At 66.0% G+C, this 20,178-nt stretch carries 20 protein-coding genes; 7 read left to right on the top strand and 13 right to left on the bottom strand.

Annotated features, from left to right (window positions below; all coding sequences use genetic code 11):
* Positions 1 to 46: 46 nt before the first annotated feature.
* Entirely contained in the window at positions 47 to 1,495 is a 1,449-nt protein-coding gene (locus AC07PT_RS29390) for an NAD-dependent succinate-semialdehyde dehydrogenase (RefSeq protein ID WP_494659041.1), read from the bottom strand.
* 547 nt (positions 1,496 to 2,042) lie between these two features.
* On the opposite strand from AC07PT_RS29390, the gene AC07PT_RS29395 reads away from it, so the two are divergent.
* The gene (locus tag AC07PT_RS29395; protein ID WP_492350012.1) at positions 2,043 to 2,738 is read left to right on the top strand and encodes a cellulose 1,4-beta-cellobiosidase; all 696 of its coding nucleotides are present in this window, start codon (positions 2,043 to 2,045) and stop codon (positions 2,736 to 2,738) included.
* 101 nt (positions 2,739 to 2,839) lie between these two features.
* On the opposite strand, the gene AC07PT_RS29400 is transcribed toward AC07PT_RS29395, so the two are convergent.
* On the bottom strand, positions 2,840 to 4,099 hold the full coding sequence (locus AC07PT_RS29400; protein WP_494659042.1) for a type II toxin-antitoxin system HipA family toxin: 1,260 nt from the start codon (positions 4,097 to 4,099) through the stop codon (positions 2,840 to 2,842).
* Positions 4,096 to 4,605, bottom strand: coding sequence for a helix-turn-helix transcriptional regulator (locus AC07PT_RS29405; protein WP_494659043.1), 510 nt, complete (start codon positions 4,603 to 4,605; stop codon positions 4,096 to 4,098). Before AC07PT_RS29405 ends, AC07PT_RS29400 begins: the two co-directional genes overlap by 4 nt.
* A 338-nt stretch (positions 4,606 to 4,943) precedes the next feature.
* Here AC07PT_RS29405 and AC07PT_RS29410 point away from each other — a divergent pair, with 338 nt between their 5' ends.
* Positions 4,944 to 6,122 (top strand): MBL fold metallo-hydrolase, encoded by a 1,179-nt coding sequence (locus AC07PT_RS29410; RefSeq protein ID WP_494659044.1) that lies wholly within the window; start codon positions 4,944 to 4,946, stop codon positions 6,120 to 6,122.
* A gap of 1 nt (position 6,123) precedes the next feature.
* The gene (locus tag AC07PT_RS29415; RefSeq protein WP_494659045.1) at positions 6,124 to 7,446 is read left to right on the top strand and encodes a M20/M25/M40 family metallo-hydrolase; all 1,323 of its coding nucleotides are present in this window, start codon (positions 6,124 to 6,126) and stop codon (positions 7,444 to 7,446) included.
* A gap of 56 nt (positions 7,447 to 7,502) precedes the next feature.
* Here AC07PT_RS29415 and AC07PT_RS29420 read toward each other — a convergent pair whose 3' ends face one another.
* The 9 genes from AC07PT_RS29420 to AC07PT_RS29460 all read right to left on the bottom strand — a co-directional run bounded on the left by AC07PT_RS29420 (position 7,503) and on the right by AC07PT_RS29460 (position 16,489).
* On the bottom strand, positions 7,503 to 8,273 hold the full coding sequence (locus AC07PT_RS29420) for an outer membrane protein OmpK (RefSeq protein ID WP_494659046.1): 771 nt from the start codon (positions 8,271 to 8,273) through the stop codon (positions 7,503 to 7,505).
* 46 nt (positions 8,274 to 8,319) lie between these two features.
* Entirely contained in the window at positions 8,320 to 9,585 is a 1,266-nt protein-coding gene (locus tag AC07PT_RS29425; RefSeq protein WP_494659047.1) for a nucleoside permease, read from the bottom strand.
* Between the two features lie 79 nt (positions 9,586 to 9,664).
* On the bottom strand, positions 9,665 to 10,912 hold the full coding sequence (locus AC07PT_RS29430; protein ID WP_494659048.1) for a phosphopentomutase: 1,248 nt from the start codon (positions 10,910 to 10,912) through the stop codon (positions 9,665 to 9,667).
* Positions 10,913 to 10,934: 22 nt separating this feature from the next.
* A complete protein-coding gene (gene deoC / locus AC07PT_RS29435) occupies positions 10,935 to 11,714 on the bottom strand; it encodes a deoxyribose-phosphate aldolase (protein ID WP_494659049.1) in 780 nt (259 codons plus the stop codon).
* 66 nt (positions 11,715 to 11,780) lie between these two features.
* Positions 11,781 to 12,614, bottom strand: a complete 834-nt coding sequence (gene xapA / locus AC07PT_RS29440; RefSeq protein ID WP_494659050.1) for a xanthosine phosphorylase — start codon at positions 12,612 to 12,614, stop codon at positions 11,781 to 11,783.
* 241 nt (positions 12,615 to 12,855) lie between these two features.
* Complete coding sequence (locus AC07PT_RS29445; RefSeq protein ID WP_494659051.1) at positions 12,856 to 13,803, bottom strand: LysR family transcriptional regulator; 948 nt, start codon at positions 13,801 to 13,803, stop codon at positions 12,856 to 12,858.
* 263 nt (positions 13,804 to 14,066) lie between these two features.
* A complete protein-coding gene (locus tag AC07PT_RS29450; RefSeq protein WP_494659052.1) occupies positions 14,067 to 14,420 on the bottom strand; it encodes a HigA family addiction module antitoxin in 354 nt (117 codons plus the stop codon).
* Between the two features lie 353 nt (positions 14,421 to 14,773).
* Positions 14,774 to 15,157 (bottom strand): helix-turn-helix domain-containing protein, encoded by a 384-nt coding sequence (locus AC07PT_RS29455; RefSeq protein ID WP_494659053.1) that lies wholly within the window; start codon positions 15,155 to 15,157, stop codon positions 14,774 to 14,776.
* A gap of 6 nt (positions 15,158 to 15,163) precedes the next feature.
* On the bottom strand, positions 15,164 to 16,489 hold the full coding sequence (locus tag AC07PT_RS29460; protein ID WP_494659054.1) for a type II toxin-antitoxin system HipA family toxin: 1,326 nt from the start codon (positions 16,487 to 16,489) through the stop codon (positions 15,164 to 15,166).
* A gap of 241 nt (positions 16,490 to 16,730) precedes the next feature.
* Between AC07PT_RS29460 and AC07PT_RS29465 the strand changes: the two genes are divergently transcribed.
* Positions 16,731 to 17,768, top strand: a complete 1,038-nt coding sequence (locus AC07PT_RS29465) for an alpha/beta fold hydrolase (RefSeq protein WP_494659055.1) — start codon at positions 16,731 to 16,733, stop codon at positions 17,766 to 17,768.
* A gap of 22 nt (positions 17,769 to 17,790) precedes the next feature.
* Here AC07PT_RS29465 and hpaR read toward each other — a convergent pair whose 3' ends face one another.
* The gene (gene hpaR, locus AC07PT_RS29470; protein ID WP_492350038.1) at positions 17,791 to 18,264 is read right to left on the bottom strand and encodes a homoprotocatechuate degradation operon regulator HpaR; all 474 of its coding nucleotides are present in this window, start codon (positions 18,262 to 18,264) and stop codon (positions 17,791 to 17,793) included.
* A gap of 105 nt (positions 18,265 to 18,369) precedes the next feature.
* Between hpaR and AC07PT_RS29475 the strand changes: the two genes are divergently transcribed.
* The 3 genes from AC07PT_RS29475 to AC07PT_RS29485 all read left to right on the top strand — a co-directional run.
* Positions 18,370 to 19,068 carry a fumarylacetoacetate hydrolase family protein gene (locus tag AC07PT_RS29475; protein ID WP_494659056.1) on the top strand — a complete coding sequence of 233 codons (699 nt, stop codon included), beginning with the start codon at positions 18,370 to 18,372 and terminating at the stop codon, positions 19,066 to 19,068.
* Entirely contained in the window at positions 19,065 to 19,892 is an 828-nt protein-coding gene (locus tag AC07PT_RS29480; RefSeq protein ID WP_494659057.1) for a fumarylacetoacetate hydrolase family protein, read from the top strand. The genes AC07PT_RS29475 and AC07PT_RS29480 overlap by 4 nt, the downstream gene beginning before the upstream one ends.
* Positions 19,893 to 19,923: 31 nt before the next feature.
* Positions 19,924 to 20,178 (top strand): aldehyde dehydrogenase family protein (locus tag AC07PT_RS29485; protein ID WP_494659058.1); only part of this gene is annotated, 255 nt, incomplete at its 3' end.

Below are 20,178 nucleotides of genomic sequence, written 5' to 3' on the forward strand. Positions count from 1 at the left end.
CTTGAATGCGATGGAAGATTGGCCGGGGTGGGCCAGGGTGGCCGGCTCAGGCCGGCACGCCCACGGTGATGGTCTTGATCTCGGTGTAGTGCAGCAGGCCCTCGGGGCCCATCTCTTGGCCGATGCCGCTTTCCTTCCAGCCGCCAAAGGGCATCTCGGGTTGCGACACGCCGAAGTGGTTGATGCCCACCATGCCGGCCTCGATCTCCTGGCCCAGGCGATGCGCGGTGTGCAGGTCGCGGGTGAAGGCATAGGCCCCCAGGCCGTAGGGCAGCGCATTGGCGCGGGCAATGGCCTCGTCCAACTCGTCATAGGGCTGCAGCACCGCGATGGGGCCAAAGGGCTCTTGCTGCTGCACCAGGGCGGTGTCGGGGGCGTTGGCCAGCACGGTGGGCTCAAAAAAGAAACCCGGCCCGGCCACGCGGTGGCCGCCGCACAGCAGCTCGCTGCCCTGGTCGAGCGCGTCGCTGACAAAGCGCTCCATGTCGTCCAGGCGGCGGGCGTGGCTCAACGGGCCCATCTGGGTGGCCGGGTCCAGCCCAGGGCCCAGGCGCAGGGCCTTGGCGGCAGCACTGAAGCGCTCGGCCCAGTCGGCATACAGGCTGCGGTGCACGTAAAAGCGGATCGGCGAGGCGCACACCTGGCCGGCATTGCGGAACTTGGCGGCCAGCGAGTTTTTCAGCGCAAACGGCAGATCGGCATCGGGGCAGACGATGACCGGGGCATGGCCACCCAGCTCGCCGGTGAAGCGCTTGACCCGCTCGGCACACTGACGGCCCAACAACTTGCCCACCGCCACCGAGCCGGTGAGCGAGGCCTTCTGGATGGCGGGGTGGGCGATCAGCAGTTCAGACACCTGGGCCGGGTCGCCGCAGACCATGTTGATGGCCTCGGGTGGCACGCCGGCATCGAGAAAGGCCTGCACGATCAGCATGCAGGTGGCGGGGGTTTCTTCGGCCGGCTTGATGACCACGCTGCAGCCGGCGGCCAGGGCGCTGCCCAGCTTGCGCGAAGGCAGGTTGGCCGGAAAGTTCCAGGGCGTGAAGGCGGCCACCGGGCCGATGGGCTGGCGGATCACCGACTGGCTCAGGATGCCGGGCACGCGGGGCGGCACGATGCGGCCATACAGGCGCTTGGCCTCTTCGGCCTGGAAGTCGAGGATGTCGGCACACAGGCCCACTTCGCGCAGCGACTCACTCAGGGGCTTGCCCTGCTCCAGCGTCAGCACCTCGGCGATGGCGCGGGTGCGTTCTCGCAGCAGCTCGGCGGTGCGGCGCACGATGGCGTAGCGCTCTTGCGCCAGCGTGTTGCGCCACTGCTTGAAGCCGCGTTCGGCGGCCTCGGCGGCCGCGTTCAGCTCGGCCGGGCCGGCCAGGGGCAGCAGGCCCAGCACCTCGCCGGTGGCAGGGTTGAGCACGGGGCGTTCACCGCCCGAGGCCCGGTGCAGCCATTGCCCGGCCACATGCAGGGCGAGTTGGGGATAAGAGGGGGTCATGAGAGTCCTGACAAGTTCACACAGGGGGTCTGGCCTGCCAGGGCAGACAGGCCGTTCGATCCGTTGAAGGCAGTGTGCGGCGCAGGCCCCAAGAGGCGTTATCGGTTTCGCGCAAGAGAAACCTAGGGTTAGTACCAGGGGGCTGGAGCAGACTGAGCCAGCACCACCAACGGGCAGGCTGGCGCGCTGCAGCCGGGGCCGGCAGGCCCTGCCCAAGGCCGAACACTGGGCCGAGGCGCAGAACATTCAAGGCGCGCTCAACAACCCCACCCGGCACTGGGCCGGGGGGCCTGGCGGGCTTGCTCAGGCGGCAAAAGAGCAAGCTCAGCCAATCGACTGGCATCGGGGTTGTGAGGCCTGCTTTGTGCCGGTGCTTTGTGCCGGCCCAGAAGGCCGGCCGGCGAGTTTTGTGAACTTACCCAACATCTTTACAAAGACCCGGTAAATCTTGGGTAAATAGCAGGGCTTTCAGGGCCTACACACTCAGCTTCACCCGTGGCTGACCGATGTTCAATGCACTACCTTCCATCGAACCCCCAGGATTGTCATGAGCATCTCATCCACTTCCTCCAGCTACATCTCGCCGCTGTCGTCCATCCAGAGCACCAGCACGAGCACCGCGGTCAACAGCAGCGCCGACCCCGATGGCGACGGCGACGGAGGCCGACCGCACCGGGCCCACCGCGGCGGCGGCCACATGCAGCAAGCCATGGCGCAGGCCTTGCAAAGCCTGGGCCTGTCGCTGCCGCAAAATGGCAGCAGCGCCAGCACAACAGGCTCATCAACAGGCACCGACAGCGACGGTGATTCGGACGGCTCGACCAGCGCCACCTCCAACGTGCGCCAGGACATGCGCCAATTCATGCACGCCCTGTTTCAGGCCGTCAAAGCCGATAGCAGCAACGGCAGCAGCACGTCTTCAAGCGCCACCAGCAACGCCACCAGTGGCACCCAGGGCGATGGGCAAAGCAACTTCGCGTCGGGGCTGTCCAGTTTGATCAGCCAGGTGGCCAACGGCAATGCCCCATCGACCTTGCAGGATGCGTTTACCAAGCTGGCTTCTGACCTGCAATCCAGTGGTGGCAGTACTTCGTCAAGCAGCACTTCGAGCACCACCGGCTCCAGCGGCACGACCAGTCAGGCAAGCTTGCAGGCCTTCTTGAACAAGCTGCAGGAGAACCTGGGATACGGCTCGACCTCGGCCTCTTCCGCCGTCGGCTCGCTTCTCTCGACCCAGGCCTGAGAACAAGCCACCTTCGACCGTGGGTGGGGGCTGCTGTGGCCCCCGCTCTGGGTCGACCGACCCACGGCCCTGTCGGGTTGATTCAGGCCGTTGGCACCCATTCAGCAAAAAGCCAGCCGCTGCCGCTTGAGAGCGGGCCGGTCGATGCTGGCTGCCAGGGCTTCCATGTCGGCGGCGCCCACGCCGTGCGCCGCAAAGTGCACGGCCCAGGCGTCAACCACCCGGGCGACCTGGCACACCAGTTCGAGCGCGCGCGGCCGCTTGAGGCCGAACTCGCTCAGCTCGGTCAGGGCGTTGTCCAGGCTGGACTCGGCACCCTGGCGGCCCACACCCAAGGCTTGGTAGCCGAGGTTCTGCAGGGTGGGTAACACGTCGTAGGCAGGGCTCAGGTCGTAGTAGCCATCCAGTGCCAGGCACACGCTGTGGTTGCGCTCATGGTCGTCGGTGTTGTCCATCAGGATGTTGAAGACCATGCGCTTGAACAACTCTTCGCGCTGGTCGGCCTGGCGCTCGGGGTGGCCCAGGCGCAGCAACACGGTGGCCAGGGCGCCATAGCTTTCATGCAGGCCGGCTGCCCGCAGCAGCGTGCGGGCCGACAGGCAGTGCAGTCGGTACGGGCCGCTGCGATCAAAGCGCTCGATGGTCAGCGCATGGCGGGCCCGGCCATGGCGCGGTGGCAGCGGCAAGACGCCAGTGCGGGCCACGCGGATGCCGGCCTGTGCCGCCAAGGTCATGCTGGCGTGTTCGATCAAAGGGGTGTCGAGCGCATCGCCCAGCTCACTGAACTTGATGACGCAAGGCCCTGCATCGGTCTGCAGCAAGGCCTTGGGCTGGGCGCCCCCCAAGGTGACGCCGGGTTGCACCAGGCGCTGGATGTCGGGCGTCAACGGGGCCTGCGCCTGCACGTCTTCAACCGCGGCACTCAACTGCGCCAGGTCACGCAGTTGGGGGTAGGGGCCCAGGTGGCGGGGAATGTAGTGCTGTGCAGAGACCGACACGCCCAGGGCACCAAAGCGGTCATCGCCGGCAAACAGCAGCATCTCAAGAACGGACAAGCGCGCCGGGCGGTCCACAAAGCGGATGATGCGCTCGCCCCAGCGGTCTGGCCGGGCATCGTCGATGGCCCCGGGGGCACGGCCGCGCTCGCCTGCGCTGAAGATCTGGCCCTGGATCAGCGGCAGGTCTTCACTCAAGGCGAAATGCCACCAATCGGGTTGGTAGCTGAAGGTGGCGCAGTCGGGCAGCAGGGCCGACAAGCCCAACGGGCCCACCAGCGCGGGCTGCGCGGGGTTCACCAGAGCCCAGACATACAGCGGCTCTTGCGGCACGTAGCTGGCGGGTGTGACGCCCGGGGCCGTCATGCCGGAGGCTCCTTGGGCGAACCGGCCATCAAGGCGGCCAAGCCTGCCGCGTTGGCATTGCGGGCGGTGCGGGTGCCGGGGGCTCGGTCACGTGCAGGTGCAGGTGCAGGTGCAGGTGCAGGTACCGCAACAGGCTCCGCCACCCGCCAGGCCTGAATCGGGTCGCCCTGAGAAACGCTGCGCGGACGGGCCGCCTTGCGCGGGGCACTCACGCGGCTGAGCTCGCGCTCCAGGGCAGCATGGTCGTTTTGTGGGGCGATCAGATCGGCCAAACCCACGGCTTGGTTGACCAACCACAGGCACATCACATACGAGGCCATGGCCACCGAGGGGTCGCCCCGCTCGATGCGGGCCATGGTGGGCAAGGACACCCCCAGCTTGTGTGCCCACTGCGCCTGGGTCTCACCGCGCCGCTTGCGGGCGATCACGATGTTGCGGGCCAGCAGCTCGATTTGCTGCAGCACCGCCTGGGGGAAGTCAGAAGGGGGCGTGTTTTGCCTCGGCATTCATAGATGTTATCTAAATTGAGCCTAATGACAACTTTATGAAGAATTTGACGCTGTTCATTCCCCACAATTTTCAAAAAAACTTAAATACATCATAGATATTGAATTTCTTGAAAATTCAAGACATCTATGAATTTAAACCAGCATGACCAGGGCCACCCCGCAGAAAGGATCGATCGAGTGACACGGCGCTTCTGGCAGGTGCAAGGCGGGCCCCTGTGCTGCAAATTCACCGCTGGTGTCCAACACACGACGCGCGCGGACTGGATTAATGTGAACAATGCTGAGCACCCTCACCGCCCCTGGCGCAGCACAAAACCAGCACCCAAGGAGACACCATGGCCCGCACTGCCTTGATCGCGAGCATCACGCTGGCGGCACTCACCGCCTGTTCCACCGCCAGGCCCCAGCAGGCCACGGTCGACCAGCTTGTGCAGGAGGCCCAAGGCCTGGCCGGTGACGACCTGAAGTTTCTGCTGCCGGTCTGCAACCCGCAGCCGGCCGTGCGCGCGGCCCCCAGCCCGGCCATGGACGCGATGCTGGCCAAGCTCATCCAGCAAACGCCGCCGGCGCCCGGGCAGGCTTTCGACAACCTGTACTACGTGGGCTCGGCCTGGGTCAGTGCCTGGGTGTTGCAGACGAGCGAGGGCCTGATCCTGATCGACGCGCTGAACAACGCCCAAGAGGCCACCGAGCTGATCGAAGGCGGCATGCGTCGCCTGGGGCTGGACCCGACCCAGATCCGCTACGTGCTGGTCACCCATGGTCATGGCGACCACTACGGCGGGGCGCAGATGCTGGCCGAGCGCTACCACGCCCGCGTGGTGGCCAGCGAGATCGACTGGAAGATGATGGAAACCACACTGGAGTTCGACTCGCGCCTGTGGGACCGCCCGCCCAAGCGCGACCCCCAGCGCGATATCGCGGTGCGTGATGGCGACACCCTCCAGCTGGGCGACACCACCGTGCGCTTTGTGATCACCCCCGGCCACACGCTGGGCACCATCAGCCCGGTGTTCGAGGTGCGCGACAAGGGCCAGAAGCACACGGCCATGATCTGGGGTGGCACGGCGTTCAACTTCGGTCGCGACATGGCCCGCCTCAGCAGCTACATCGACCAGACCGAGCGCATGCGGCAGCTTTCGGCCCGATGGGGCATCGACGTGCCCTTGAGCAATCACCCCGGCTACGACGGCACGGTGGCCAAGCTCAAGGCCCGGGCGGCGGCACCCGCGGGCCCCAACCCCTTTGTGAGTGGGCAGCCGGTGGTCGACCGGGCCATGCGCGTGCTCAACACCTGTGCCAAGGCGCAAAAGACCCGGTTTGAGCTGAGCGCCGACAGCGGTGCCGGCCCCACCACGGCCGCAGCCAGCTCACACTCCGAGCCTGATGAGCACCTGCTTGACGGCAGCCTGCTGGCCCTCGGCCAAGACCTTGATCAGGGTCCGGTGGCGTTCCCTCGCGTGGCTGCCACGGCTGGCTTTGCCGGTTCGCAAGCCCGCCCCCAGGAGAATTGACATGGCCCTGATGTTCTCCCGCCGCCTGGCCGCCTGCGCCGCCTTGCTGGCACTGGCCGGCACAGCCCAGGCCCAGCTTTCGGACACCGAGCAGGCCATCGTCAAGGCCGTGCAACTGCGCACGCCCGCAGCGCTGGCCTTGCTTGAAAAGTCAGTGCGCATCAACAGCGGCACGCTCAACCCCGAGGGCGTGCGTGCCGTGGGCGACCTGTTCCGGGCCGAGTTGGAGGGCCTGGGCCTGAAGACACGCTGGATCGACATGCCGCCCGCCATGAAACGTGCCGGCCACCTGACGGCCACACAAGAGGGCGGCAGCGGCAAGCGCGTGCTGTTGCTGGGCCACCTGGACACGGTGTTTGAAAAAGGCAGCTCGGTGCCGCTGTGGGAGCGCCAGGGCGACCGTGTGCGGGGCCAGGGCGTGAACGACATGAAGGGCGGCGACGTGATCATGATCGAAGCCCTGCGCGCCCTCAAGAGCGTGGGGGTGCTGGAGCAGGCCAACATCGACCTCATGTTCACCGGCGACGAAGAGCGAGCCGGCAGGCCGCTCGAGACCGCACGCGCCGACATGGTGGCGCTGGGCCGGCGCGCCGACTACGCCTTGTCTTTTGAAGGCAGCAGCAAACACCAGGGGGTGGACACGGCCAGCATCGCCCGCCGCTCCTCGGGCAGTTGGGTGCTGAAGGTGAAAGGCAAGCCGGGCCATTCGATGGGGGTGTTCTCCGATGCCTCGGGCTATGGCGCGGTGTACGAGACGGCACGCATCCTGAACACCTTCCGCGAGCAGGTGATCGAACCCAGCCTGACCTTCAACCCCGGCCTGGTGTTTGGCGGCACCCACATCGCCTATGCCGAAGACACGGCCACCGCCAGCGCCTTCGGCAAGTCCAACATCATTGCCCGTGATGCCGAGGTACTGGGCGACCTGCGCTACCTGTCGCCCGAGCAGGGCGAACGCGCCCGCCAGAAGATGCAGGCCATCGTGAACAGCGGCAACCTGCCGGGCACCTCGGCCACCATCCGCTTCACCGAAAGCTACCCGCCCATGCCCCCCACCGAGGCGGGCCACCAGTTGGCAGCGCAGTACTCGCAAGCCAGCCAGGACGCCGGCCTGGGCCGCATCGAGCTGCTGGACCCGGCCCTGCGCGGGGCGGGCGACGTGCAGTTCGTAGCCCCCTACACCGTGGGGCTGGACGGCCTGGGCGCCCAGGGCCGTGGCGCCCACACCGACGACGAAGACCTGGAGATCGCGTCAATCGAACGCGGGGCCATTCGGGCGGCGTTGCTGATTTATCGGTTGACGCGGGTGCCGACGGCACGCTGAGGCCATGTTCGTGCGCCGAGGTCGGCGCTCACCAGGCCTGCGGTGAGGGCTTCGCCTCAGAAGTCGTGGCGCAGGCTGACAATCCAGCCGGTGGTCCAGCCCGCCGCACCCAGCGTGTCCCGGGCATAGCGCAGCTTGAGTGACGCCGCCCAGGGGCCAGAAAGCTTCCAGGACAGACTCAGGGCCCCGTTGAGGCTGGAGACGCCGGCACCGGGGGGGCGATAGCGGGCATGCCGCGCACCATCGAACTCGTTCCAGTTGGACAGGGTCAGCGACTGGCCGGCCAACTCAAACGGTGTCACCAGGGCCCAGCCCACCTGATAGCCGTTCCACCCCGAGTGGCCGGCCCTCACTTCGCTGTAGAGCGGGCCGACAAAGGGCGTGAAACGCGCCCGCCCGAAGGACAGCTTGTAGCCCAGGCCCAGCACCAGACTGGACTCGTGCCAGCGCGCATTGGAGGCGTACTTGGCCTGCGTGAAAAGGGTCAGCGCGTCGAGGTCACCCCCAGGCGCCAGCGACTGACGCCACTGGCCTTTGAGAAACACCGAGCTGGGGTTGACGGGCCGGTCGGTGTGTTCAAGATCGGCAAAGCCATACAACTCGCTGTCTGAGAAGCGGCGCCCGCCCTCGGCCTCCAGGTAGACAAAATCACTGCGTGGACGGCCCGGCACGCGCTGCCAGCTGAACTGATTGAAGCTGAGGTTGGCAAAGCCGGTGGCGGGTTCGGCCCGCGCCGGTCCTGCGGCCAACCAGATGCTCGGGCCAACGAACCCCAAAGTGCCAAGGGCCAGGAGGCGGCGAAAGATCATCCAAGAAACAAGGGGCATGGTGGATCTCCAGCGTGAGGTAGAAGGGCGACCTTTCGGCCCGGTGTCAGTGCGCAGGACCAGGCCCTGCCGGCTTCTGGGCCGCAGGGGGCGGAGGCGGACGGAACACCGCTGCGAAAACGATGGCCAGCACCAGCGTGTAAACCGCGAATACAAGCCAGATGGCAGGCCAGTTGCGTGCCCCGTCGTAGCTAAAGCGATCGACCACCCAACCGCTGATCTGAGCTCCGGCAAAAGCCCCGATGCCGTTGACCAGGGTCATGAACAGGCCCTGGGCACCGGCACGCATCTCAGGCGGGCAGGACTGCTCAACGAACAGCGAACCCGAGATATTGAAGAAGTCAAAGGCACAGCCATAGACCAGCATGGACAGCAGCAGGAACACCATGCCCCAGGCGCTGGGGTCACCGAGGGCAAAAAAGCCGAAACGCAGGGTCCAGGCCAGCATGCTGACCAACATGACCGTCTTGATGCCGAAGCGGCGCAGAAACCACGGAATGGTCAGGATGAATAGCAGTTCGGACATCTGGGACACCGACAGCAGCATCGCCGGGTATCGCACCACCAGACTGTCACGGAAGGCAGCCTGGCTCGCGAAATCATGCAGAAAAGGGCTGCCAAAGGTATTGGTGATCTGAAGCACCGCACCCAGCAGCACCGCAAAACCAAAGAACACCGCCATGCCGGGCTGCCGCCAAAGCCAAAGCCAGCCGGGCCGATGCCCCTCGGCTCCCGCCTGTGCCTGCACAGTGGGAGAGGGGCGAGCCAAGGCAGGCAGCGTCATCGAGTACACCGCCAGCAGCAAGGAGGCACCGCCCGCCACGCGCAACTGCATGGCACTGAGCTCGAACTGCAAGAGGCTGATACACCACATGCCGGCCATGAAACCCAGCGTACCGAACACCCGTACGGGTGGAAACCAGCGCACCCGATCCAATCCGGCCTGCGTGAGGCATTGGTAGCACAGGGCATTGGACAGAGCCATGGTGGGCATGTAAGCCATCATGTTGAGCAGCATGACCAGGAACAGGGCATCGGCCCCTCGGGTATCAGCCGCCAGGAACAAGGTGCCGGCACTGAGCAGGTGACAAAGACCGTAGAGCCTGTGCACGGGCAGGAAGCGATCGGCCACCCAGCCCAGCAGGGCCGGCATGACCACGGCGGCCAACCCCTTGGCGCTGTAGATGTTGCCGACCTGCGAGCCGTTGAAGCCCAGCTCTCGAATCAGGTAGGCCCCCAGCGTCACCACCCAGCTACCCCAAATGAAATACTGCAGAAAGGCCATGATCTTGAGGCGGCTGCGGATGTCCATGAACGTCTCCAGGGGTGTAGGGCTGCGGGGTCGGGGTTGATTCGGGCACGACGGCTGAGACGAGCGCCTCGTTCAGAGCTCAGTTCGACCTTGAGCGCGGGCCTGGGCCCAGTGCCAAGGCACGGCCGTGCGCCAGCGGAGGCTGACCCAACCAGGCCGCGGCGGTCTGGCCGAGGTCGGCGAAGCTCTCGCGCAGGCCCTGCGCGCCGGCCCGCACCCGCGGGCCCCAGGCCAGCAAGGGCACCCTTTCGCGGGTGTGGTCGGAGCCCGGCCAGCTCGGGTCGCAACCATGGTCGGCGCTGATCAACAGCAGGTCGTCGACCCGCAAAGCCTGCAACAGGCCCGGCAGCAGGACGTCGAAATGCTCCAGCGCCCGGGCGTAGCCAGCGACATCGCGCCGATGGCCGAAGCGCTGGTCGAAATCGACAAAATTGCTCATCGTCAGGCTGCCCTCCGGCGCTTGCCGCACCTGATCGAGCGTGGCCTGCATCAAAGCCTCATGGCCGTAGGCGGGCACTGCCTTGCCAATGCCCCGATGCGCAAAGATGTCGGCGATCTTGCCCACCGCAATGGTCTGACCGCCGGCCTCGCTGAGACGCTCCAGCAAGGTGGCGGCGGGAGGTGGCATCGCGTAGTCGCGGCGATGGTCCGTGCGCTCGAAGCTGGCCGGATCATGACCCGTGAAGGGGCGGGCGATCACACGACCGATGCGCAGGGCATCGGCTTCACGCCGCATCGACTCGCACAGGCGGTACAGGTGATCCAGGCCGAAGGCGCTCTCATGGCAGGCGATCTGCACCACCGAGTCGGCCGAGGTATAGACGATGGGCCAGCCGCTCTCAAGGTGCTGCTGACCCAGGCGGGCAATGATCTCGGTACCGGAAGCGTGACAGTCGCCCAACCAGCCACGGATGCCCAGCGGGCGGCCAGCAGCCTGCAGCAGGGCCGGAGGAAAGCAACAGTCCCCAGGATGGGGGACAAAGTAGCCCCAGTCTTGTTCCACAGGCACCCCCATCATCTCCCAGTGCCCGGAAGGCGTGTCTTTGCCACGGCTGAGTTCATTGGCAGCAGCCCAGGCCCCGTGAGGCGGCGTGGTGTCACCGGGCAGGCCCTGGCCGCAGGCCAGCGCCAGGGCCTGCGAGAGCCCCAGGCCAACCAGTTGAGGCAGTTGCAACGGTCCACGTCGTTGCGCACCGTCGCACTGGCCTGCGGCGCAAGCCTGGGCAATGTGAAGCAAGGTGTTGCTCCCCTCATCACCGAACTGCACGGCGTCAGGTGCCCCCCCGAGGCCCAAAGAATCCAGCACCAGGACAAAGACTCGGCTCATGGTTTGTATCCTTTCCTGGGCTTCAATAGGACGAGCCGGCGCACGCAGGGCCGGGGCCGGACAACAACTGGTCAAGCAGGCCGGACGCCCCCAGTCGAAGGTGACTTGCACCGACCCAGCCCGGCCCCATCAACTCAGCCGCCAGGTCCAGATAGACCTGGGCCTGGGCCTGGCTGCGCAGACCGCCTGCGGCCTTGAAGCCACAGGCCGGATTGCGCGCCGCGATCTCCACCAGCATGAGGCGAGCGGCCTCCGGGGTCGCGTTGACAGGCACCTTGCCGGTGGAAGTCTTGAGGAAATCGGCCCCGGCCTCCAGGGCGATGGCCGCAGCAGTGCGGACCAGCCCGGGCCCCATCAACTCGCCGCTTTCCAGAATGACTTTGAGCACCCGGTCTTCGCAGGCGGCCCGACAGGCCTTCACCAGGCTTTCACTGGCACGCAGGTCACCGACGATCAGGCGGCGCCAGGGCAGGACCAGATCAATCTCATCGGCTCCAGCCTCCAGGGCAACGTGCACCGCCGGTACCACCTCGGCAGGGCTACCGGTGCCATCGGGAAAGTTGGCCACGGTGGCGATGCGCACCGCAGGGCGCAGGCCCTTGTCGCTCAAGGTGCGCACCGCGATGCCGACGTGATCAGGCCCGATGCAGACCGCTGCGGGCAACCCCAAGGGGGTGTCGACGCGTTGGCACAGGGCCTGGATGCTGGCGTCGGTGTCCTCTGGGTTGAGAGAGGTCAGATCCATCAGCGAAACGATGCGGCGGCGAGCTTCTAGCTCGGGGTGCAATGGCAGGGGGGTCATGGTGGGCTGGATGAACTTCGGGGGGAGCCAGGAGAGGCCAGGGAGGGGAGCGGTAGGATTTGGTGCTCAGGCACGGGGGGGCAAATCGGCGAAAAAGCCACGAATCAGGCGCTTGAAATCGCGCGCGGCCAAAGCCGCACACTGCAGCGTCTGCTCATGCGACAACGGGGTATCCGAGAGCCCTTCGGCCAGGTTGGTGATGGCCGACACCGCCAACACCTTGAGACCACAATGCCGGGCCGCGATGACCTCGGGCACGACAGACATGCCCACCACATCGCAGCCCAGCTGCCGCATCATGCGGATCTCGGCGGGCGTCTCAAAATTGGGTCCGGTGTAGGCAGCAAACACGCCCTCGGCCAGCGGGATGTCCAGGCGCCCTGCTACCCGGTGCAGGTGTTGCCGTAGCCCCGCGTCGTAGGCATTGGCGAGGCTGAAGAAACGAGGGCCAAAGCGCTCGTCGTTCGGGCCGACCAGGGGCGACTCGGGCATGAAATTGATGTGATCGTTCAAGGCCACCAGACGGCCTGGACCGACTTCAGGGCGCAGCGAACCGGCCGCATTGGTGACAAGCAGGAACTCACAGCCCAGCAGGCGCAGCGTGCGCACGGCGCTGGCCATCACCGCCATGCCACGGCCTTCGTAAAAATGACCACGCCCCTTCAGGCACAGCACGGCTTGACCATCGAGCCAACCTGCCACCAACTCGCCAGCATGGCCAACCACGGTGCTGCGCGGAAAGCCCGGCAGATCAGCGTAAGGGAAGACCTGGGCCTCTTGCAGTGCATCGGCCAGGTCGCCCAGGCCCGAGCCAAGAATCAGCCCCGCGCGCGGCTTGAACGCAGGCAAATGGTGTTGCAAGTGCTGGGCGGCAGCGTGGGCCGTGTCGAGGTTGGGCATGGAGTGGCTCCTGGGTACGGTCGAGAAGGCGCCGAGGTGTGCAACTCGCGATCCCGGCGGACTGGAAGCATCCTAGGAGGCCAGCCGCCCTGAATCTAAGACTGTTTGCCCCCGCGATTGAGAGCGGGAGGCGCTGAATCGGACCTGGGGGGATCGCCAGTGGTACCAATGCGCCAACAGACGGTATAAGGGCCTGCCCGCGATGAGCGCTTCGGTTCAATACACCAGACCAGCGGACTACTCAGTCAGCGGGGCCCACATCGTCCAGGCTCTGGGCCCAATACTGGAGCAGGGTGTGCACGGCCGGCAGGCAAGCCTGGGCGTGGAACACCGCATAGAGATCGGCCCGCAGGTCTTCGCGCAGAGGCCTGAAACCCACGCCAGGCCAGCCGATGCGGGCATAGCGCTCGGGCAGCAAGGTGACCCCGTAGCCGGCAGCCACCAGGGCCAGCGCGGTCTGGGGCTCCTGCACCCGGTGCCCGGCACGGGGCGCAAGCCCGCGAACCGGCAGCGACCGTGCCAGATAGCTGCCCAGGCCATGCGGGCCCGACGAGACCCAGATGAAGGGTTCCTCGCTCAAGGTCTGCAAGGGCAGTGCCCCGCGACAGGCCTTGAGCAACCTGTGCCTGCCGGGCAGGGCCACGCGCAGGGCCTCGGTCTGAATCAGGCGACTCTCCAGGCTTGGTGGCAAGCCAGCGCTGGGGGCCTCACGCCAAAGGCCAAGATCGATGCGATGTTGCAGCAGGGCCTCAACCTGCTGCTGAGGGGTGAGCTCCTCGAAGCACCACCGCAGTTCGGGGCAATCCGCGCCCAAACGCCGCAATGCAGGCAACAACTCACCCCAGACGGCACTGCCAACCAGGCCGATGCGCACCTGCCCACTCAGGCCACGGCCGATCTGGCTGACCTGCTGCAGCGAGCGCTGGGTGTGCTGATGGACCTGGCGCATCTCGCGCAGCAGCACGGCGCCGGCCTCAGTGAGTTCGACCCGGCGTGTGCTGCGCTGGAACAGCTGGGTGCCCAGTTGGGCCTCCAGCTCTTTGATGTGCTGGCTCAGCGGTGGTTGCGACATGTGCAACCGCTGCGCGGCCTGGCTGAAACTCAACTCCTCAGCCACGGCCAGAAAATAGTGCAGCAGACGCGGGCTGATCCGGTCGGTGGCAACAAGGTGCGGTTCGCGTGGGTTCATGGGCAGATGGGCTGACGGGGACACATGCTTTCAAGCATCCCCCATTGGCCGCCGGTCTGATGGCCCGCTGTGCGGTACTGAGCCGCCCTGATGCGCCGCATGTCAGCACACGCCGAGGGCAGTCCATCCCCAGACCCACCCTGAGGCCCCGATGCGGCTACAGGCGGCGCTGTACTCACACGCCAGCCAGGACGCAGGCCTGGGCCGCATCGACCGACTAGACCCGGCCCTGAGCGGCCCGAGCGACGCAAGACAAGCCCACATCAAGTGGCCCAGGCAAGATCCTCATCACCCTGAGGCGCCATGGCGGCCGCGGCCGCCGCTGAATAGGGCTGAATTTCCTGCTCAAGCACCGTTGCAAGGGCTGCCTCGGCCACCTTGAGGTCGTAGGCCTGTTGCAGGTTGAGCCAGGATGGGGCATCACCACCGAAATAGCGCGCCAAACGCAGCGCACTGTCTGGGCTCACCCCGCGGCGCTCCAGCACGATGTCCCCGATCCTGGAGGGAGGCACCTTCAAGGCCTTGGCCAGGGCATGGGCACTGACGCCCAGTGGCTTGAGGTATTCCTCCCTCAAGATCTCGCCCGGGTGGATGGGGCGCATGCCATTTTTGACCATGGTGATTCTCCGTTTCAATGGTGGTCCACGATCTCCATATTCAAAGGTCCAAATCATCTTCGGCGGACCTGCGGCCCCCTGTTCAGGTACTGAACCGCCCGGTTGCGCCGCAGGTCAGCCAGGGCACTGCGGCCCATTGCCTCAGGCGAGCGCCACCAGCCGATGCGTGCCTGCATTGAAGTGCACCACCGGGCTGGCCGGCGAGAAGGTGGCGACATCGGGCAGCCTGGGCGGCCCGGACTGAACGAAGGCGAGGCGCCTGGTTGATGCACCCCGCCGATCGGCAGCCGATGAAGCGGCTGTGAAGCGACCATGCAACGCCTCTCACCCGAGGTCGCCCATGAAGCCGCACTTCACGCCGGCGGCCGGCTGGAGCTTGAAGCCGGCTTCGCCGATGCAGCGCCTGGCGCTTGATCGGGCGGAATGATCCGGCGGCTTTGTTGGCTCGGCTCAACGACAGGCCGCTTGGCGACAAAGCCCACCTCCAGGCCGAAGATGCTGGCGATCTTGTTCAGCGTCTCCACAGTCGGGTTGGCACTGCCGGCCATGATCTCCTTGAGCACACGTGTGCTCACACCCCGGTGGGCGGCAAACTCGGCTTGCGTGAGGCGGCTGACCTTTTGCATGAGCTTGACGGCTTCACCCAGCGAGAGCTGATTCTTCATCACGCCCTCGAACAGCGTGCGGCGCAGTTCGGCGTCGCGTTCGGGGTTCTGGTGCTTGATGCGCTGGTCCATGTTCTTTCAGCCCGGCAAGAGACGACCCAGGCTTTTCGCCACCCGATCGATGGCGCCACGGCAATCCTCGATCACCGCCGCCTCGACGCCGACATCGCGCATAGTCTCGGGCAGGTCTGCGACTGTGGCAGCGAAGTCATGCAGGGCGCGCGCGACGATATCGTGCTCACCTGAATCCCAGTCGATGGCGTGCAGGATCGTGGACCAATCGTCCACACGCCGGCCATTCGGATCCAGCCAGTGCACGGCGCGAGGGATCATTTCCGGGTCCTTGTACATGGGCGCAAAGTCAAAGAGAGGGGTGAGCTGCACACGGCCGTCGATGAGCCGCTGCACGGCCGTGTTGCGCGCATGGTTGTCCGTGTTGCGCAATGCCTGGTTCAGGGCATCACGCTGGAGGTACTCAATGGCTTCCGTCAGCGGTTCATGAACGTGGCGACGCAGGGCATCCAGCAACTCATTGTGCGAGGTCGCCGGTGCAAAACCTTTCAGTTGGGCCAGCGATGCCAGGCTTTCCTGGTGCAGCCGATGCAGTTGGCCATGTTCATCCACTTGCCGGTCAAAGCGGCGTACGAACAGCATCTCGTTGAGCAACTCGGGTTCGGCATGCACGCGAATGCCGCAGGCTTTGGCCACGCGCAGGTAAGCCGCCTCGTTGCGCAGAACCAGACGATCCTCATCCTTGCGCCCGCGAGGGAGCTTCAGGAGCCAGTGCTCTGCAGCCAAGTCATCGTCGAGCGCCATATCCGGGTACCAGAGACCGCCCCTGTCCCGACTCAGCAGGAATTTGGGCGCTGCCCCTTGAGCGCCTGTGGTACCGCTGGCCAACAGCGCGTGCAACGAAAGTTGCTCCAGAAATGCCTCGGAGTGGCTCACGATCTCGGTCATTTCGACGCCAACGCGCCAGTCGCACCCACCGGTGTGGCGATCAACGTAACCTTGGTAAAAGCCCAGGGCCGAACTCAAGCGCAGGCAACCAATCGGGTTGAAGGCGCCAGCCATCAACAGCGGCAACTCCACCCCTTCGACATCGGGCAAGTGCAGTTCGCGAGCGAGCAGGTGCCGGCCACGCCCTTGCGGCACCAGATCGAAGAGAAAAGGTGGCAAGTCAAATTGCGGCGCATCGAGCGCCCCCCCTGTCGGCTGCGTGAAACTCATGTCGTTGAACTGCACCGGCAGATTCAATGACAGCGGCCAAGGGGCACTCGAAAAAATATAGGCCTGCTCATACTCCAGTCGACAACGCCCAGGGCCCAACTGCACCAGCTTGGCGGCGTCAATCCACTCGCCGTGGCGATGGATCTGGATCATGGTTTCGGCGGTCATATTCATTTATACCACCAAAGTGGTCCATTTAAAGGCGGATCAAAGCTATTTAGACCACTATAAGTGACCTTATTTGAATCAACAGGCGCCATCAGCCCCAGACAAACCCTGAGGCCCCGATGCAGAACGCAGCCTTTGCAGTAGATTGAAACGCATGCACACCACACCCCGCCCCCACGTTCCCCTGCACACCTTGCTCAGGGGCTGTCGGAAGAGGTTCTTTCGTTTCGTCCACCTGCTCGCTGCCATGGTCCTCTCTGCTGTCACGCTGTCTTCCCCGGCCCAGGCGGTCGATCTGCCGCCGCCTCGTGAGGGGGATTGGCGGGTGCAGGATTTCCGCTTCCATGACGGCAGCACGCTGCCGGAGTTGAGCCTGCACTACACCACCCTGGGCTCGCCCGACAAACCCGCCGTGCTGGTGCTGCACGGCACGCTGGGCTCGGGCAAGGGCCTGCTCACGCCTGGCTTTGGCGGCGAGCTGTTCGGGCCGGGCCAGCCGCTGGATGCCAGCCGCTACTTCATCATCCTGCCCGATGGCATCGGCACGGGCGAGTCGTCGCGGCCGTCTCAGGGCTTGCGCACGCGCTTTCCAAATTACAACTACGAAGACATGGTGCGGGCCCAGTACCGGCTGGTGACCGAGCACCTGGGCATACGCCACCTGCGCATGGTGCTGGGGTATTCGATGGGGGGCATGCACACCTGGCTGTGGGCGCAGATGTATCCCGATTTCATGGACATCGCGGTGCCCATGGCTGCGCTGCCGGTGCCCATGGCGGGCCGCAACTGGATGCTGCGGCGGCTGGTGATCGACTCGATCCGCAACGACCCGGCCTGGCAGAACGGCGACTACAGCGAGCAGCCGCCCAGCCTGCGCTTTGCCTCGGTGTACTTCAACCTGGCCACCAACGGCGGCAACCAGGCGCTGTACCGGCAGGCGCCCACCCGCGAGAAGGCCGACCAGTTGCTCAACCAGCGTTTGCAAGCCCCATTCAAGGGCGATGCCAATGACCACCTCTACCAGTGGGAGGCCTCGGGCGACTACGACCCCTCTGCCGGGCTGGAGCGCATCCGGGCCCGGGTGCTGGCCATCAACTCAGCCGACGACGAGCGCAACCCGCCTGAACTGGGCGTGCTGGAGCGCGAGCTGCAGCGGGTCCGTCACGGGGCGCAGCACATCGTGCCCGGATCGCCCAGCACGGGTGGCCACGGAACCCTGGCCCAGGCGGCCTTGTGGAAGGCCGCGGTGGCCGAGGTGCTGAAGACCGCGCCCCCGCTGGATTGAAGTCCACTGGACAGACCCTGGCTCAATCCCCTTCGCCCATCCCACCCTCGCGCCCCTCGTTGAGGCGGCTGGTCAGCGCGTCGAGCATGTCGTAGAGCAGGTGGGTGAAGTCGGCGCCAATGACACCCTCGATGTCCTTGTAGCAGGCCTCGATCAGCGGCGCCAGCGCGGCCACCGTGTCGCAGCCCTTGGCCGTAACGGCCACCATCACCCGGCGCTGGTCCTGCTCCATGCGCTGGCGTGAGATCAGGCCCAGGTCATCCATGCGCGCCAGGATGCCGGCCATGCTGGGGCTGGAGATGCAGCACATGCTGCCGATCTGACGCGGCTCCATGGGGCCGAATTCATCGAGGGCCCGGATCACCCGCCACTGTTGCTCGGTCACGCCCTGCTGGTTCAGCAAGGGGCGGAAGCGGGCCAGCACGGCCTCGCGAGACTGCAACAGCAGCAGCGGCAGGTTGCGGTGGTGGATCACCTTGGCAGCGTTCTTGTCCATCCCCTGATCATCCCTGAAATCTGACCCGCATCAACAAAGCAGCTCGAAGCCTGTTTACTTCACTAAGATGTTAGCAATATACTTGCTCACATATTAGTGAATAACATGCACCACACCCTCCCACTCCCCTCCCTGGATGTTGCGCCGTTCCGCCTCACCGGCACGGTGTATGGCGTCCTGATGAACCACCGCCCGGCCCTGTACGCCCTCGGCGAAGCCATTGAGCAGGCGCCTTACAAAGCCGCCCCCAAGGCCCCCGTGCTGTTTGTGAAGCCGCGCAACACCCTGGCCCGCAGCGGCCAGCCTGTGGCCGTGCCCGACGAACCAGGCCAGGTCGAAATCAGCGCCCAACTGGGCATCGTGATCGGGCGGCAATGCACCCGCGTCGCCCCGGAGGCCGCCCTGAGTCATGTGGCCGGCTACCTGGTGGTGAACGACATCAGCCTGCCCCACAGCCAGTTCTACCGGCCCTCGGTGCGGCTGAAGGCCCGTGACGGCTTCTGCCCGCTGGGCGAACACGTCGTGCCGGCCGCCCAGGTGCCACTGCCCGACGCGCTGGAGCTGCGGGTGCTGATCGACGGGCAGTTGTTGCAGGTCAGCAGCACCGGCGACCGCTTTCGGGGAGTGGCGCAGTTGATCGCCGATGTCAGCGCCTTCATGACCCTGATGCCGGGCGACATCCTCACGCTGGGCGGCTCGCAAGGCGCGCCCCTGGCCCGCGCCGGCCAGACGGTGCGCATCGAGATCGATGGCATCGGCCACCTCAGCACCCCCCTGGTCCGCGAGCAAGAAAGCGCCGCATGAGTCACACGCCCCACCCCACCCACCCCACCCGCACAGCCCGTGTGGCCTACGCCGGTGCCATCCACACCGCCACGCCCCATGGCGAGCAACAGATCCGCCTGGCCGATGGCCGTGTCCTGGCTGAGGACCAGGTGGTGTGGCTGCCCCCCTTCGAGGTGGGCACCATCATCGCGCTGGGCCTGAACTACGCCGACCACCTGCGCGAGCTGTCGGGCGAGCTCACCGTCACCACCAAGGACGAGCCCCTGGTGTTCCTCAAGGGCCCCAACGCGGTGATCGGCCACCGCGGGCAGACCTACCGGCCCGATGCGGTGCAGTTCATGCACTACGAGTGTGAGCTGGCGGTGGTGATCGGCAAGACCGCCCGCCGCGTCTCGCGCGAGCAGGCCCTGGCCCATGTGGCTGGCTACACCGTGTGCAACGACTACGCGATCCGCGACTACCTGGAGAACTGGTACCGCCCCAACCTGCGCGTGAAGAACCGCGACGGCGCCACCGTGCTCGGCCCCTGGCTGGTCGACGCCGCCGCCGTGCCCGACCCGCACCAGCTGGCCCTGCGCACCACCGTCAACGGCCAGCTCACGCAGCAGGGCCACACCCGCGACCTGGTCCACAACGTGCCCGAGCTGATCGAGTACCTGAGCAGCTTCATGACCTTGCAGGCCGGCGACGTGATCCTGACCGGCACGCCCGAAGGCGTGGTCAACGTGAAAGCCGGCGACGAGGTGGTGACCGAGATCGACGGCATTGGCCGTCTGGTCAACACCCTGGTCGGCGATGCCGCCTTCGCCCCAACCGCCCCAACCGCTACAGCCGCAGCCTGACCCGCCTGAACCCATCCAAGGAAAGACACCCATGCAACAGATCCAGCACCTGATCAACGGCCAGAGCGTCGCCGGCCGCGACTACTTCGAAACCATCAACCCCGCCACCCAGGAGGTGCTGGCCGAGGTCGCCTCGGGCGGCGAGGCCGAAGTCCACGCCGCCGTGGCCGCCGCCAAGGCCGCCTTCCCCCAATGGGCCGGCCTGCCCGCCACCGAGCGCGCCAAGCTCATGCGCAAACTCGGCGAGCTCATCACCCGCCACGTGCCCGAGATCGCCCAGACCGAG

The sequence above is a fragment of the Curvibacter sp. GW821-FHT09D12 genome, assembly GCF_059416245.1.

Bases quoted from the DNA above. Each gene is read 5' to 3' on its own strand.
- AC07PT_RS29390 (WP_494659041.1), bottom strand. From the start codon at position 1,495: ATGACCCCCTCTTATCCCCAACTCGCCCTGCATGTGGCCGGGCAATGG.
- AC07PT_RS29395 (WP_492350012.1), top strand. From the start codon at position 2,043: ATGAGCATCTCATCCACTTCCTCCAGCTACATCTCGCCGCTGTCGTCC.
- AC07PT_RS29400 (WP_494659042.1), bottom strand. From the start codon at position 4,099: ATGACGGCCCCGGGCGTCACACCCGCCAGCTACGTGCCGCAAGAGCCG.
- AC07PT_RS29405 (WP_494659043.1), bottom strand. From the start codon at position 4,605: ATGCCGAGGCAAAACACGCCCCCTTCTGACTTCCCCCAGGCGGTGCTG.
- AC07PT_RS29410 (WP_494659044.1), top strand. From the start codon at position 4,944: ATGGCCCGCACTGCCTTGATCGCGAGCATCACGCTGGCGGCACTCACC.
- AC07PT_RS29415 (WP_494659045.1), top strand. From the start codon at position 6,124: ATGGCCCTGATGTTCTCCCGCCGCCTGGCCGCCTGCGCCGCCTTGCTG.
- AC07PT_RS29420 (WP_494659046.1), bottom strand. From the start codon at position 8,273: ATGCCCCTTGTTTCTTGGATGATCTTTCGCCGCCTCCTGGCCCTTGGC.
- AC07PT_RS29425 (WP_494659047.1), bottom strand. From the start codon at position 9,585: ATGGACATCCGCAGCCGCCTCAAGATCATGGCCTTTCTGCAGTATTTC.
- AC07PT_RS29430 (WP_494659048.1), bottom strand. From the start codon at position 10,912: ATGAGCCGAGTCTTTGTCCTGGTGCTGGATTCTTTGGGCCTCGGGGGG.
- deoC (WP_494659049.1), bottom strand. From the start codon at position 11,714: ATGACCCCCCTGCCATTGCACCCCGAGCTAGAAGCTCGCCGCCGCATC.
- xapA (WP_494659050.1), bottom strand. From the start codon at position 12,614: ATGCCCAACCTCGACACGGCCCACGCTGCCGCCCAGCACTTGCAACAC.
- AC07PT_RS29445 (WP_494659051.1), bottom strand. From the start codon at position 13,803: ATGAACCCACGCGAACCGCACCTTGTTGCCACCGACCGGATCAGCCCG.
- AC07PT_RS29450 (WP_494659052.1), bottom strand. From the start codon at position 14,420: ATGGTCAAAAATGGCATGCGCCCCATCCACCCGGGCGAGATCTTGAGG.
- AC07PT_RS29455 (WP_494659053.1), bottom strand. From the start codon at position 15,157: ATGGACCAGCGCATCAAGCACCAGAACCCCGAACGCGACGCCGAACTG.
- AC07PT_RS29460 (WP_494659054.1), bottom strand. From the start codon at position 16,489: ATGAATATGACCGCCGAAACCATGATCCAGATCCATCGCCACGGCGAG.
- AC07PT_RS29465 (WP_494659055.1), top strand. From the start codon at position 16,731: ATGGTCCTCTCTGCTGTCACGCTGTCTTCCCCGGCCCAGGCGGTCGAT.
- hpaR (WP_492350038.1), bottom strand. From the start codon at position 18,264: ATGGACAAGAACGCTGCCAAGGTGATCCACCACCGCAACCTGCCGCTG.
- AC07PT_RS29475 (WP_494659056.1), top strand. From the start codon at position 18,370: ATGCACCACACCCTCCCACTCCCCTCCCTGGATGTTGCGCCGTTCCGC.
- AC07PT_RS29480 (WP_494659057.1), top strand. From the start codon at position 19,065: ATGAGTCACACGCCCCACCCCACCCACCCCACCCGCACAGCCCGTGTG.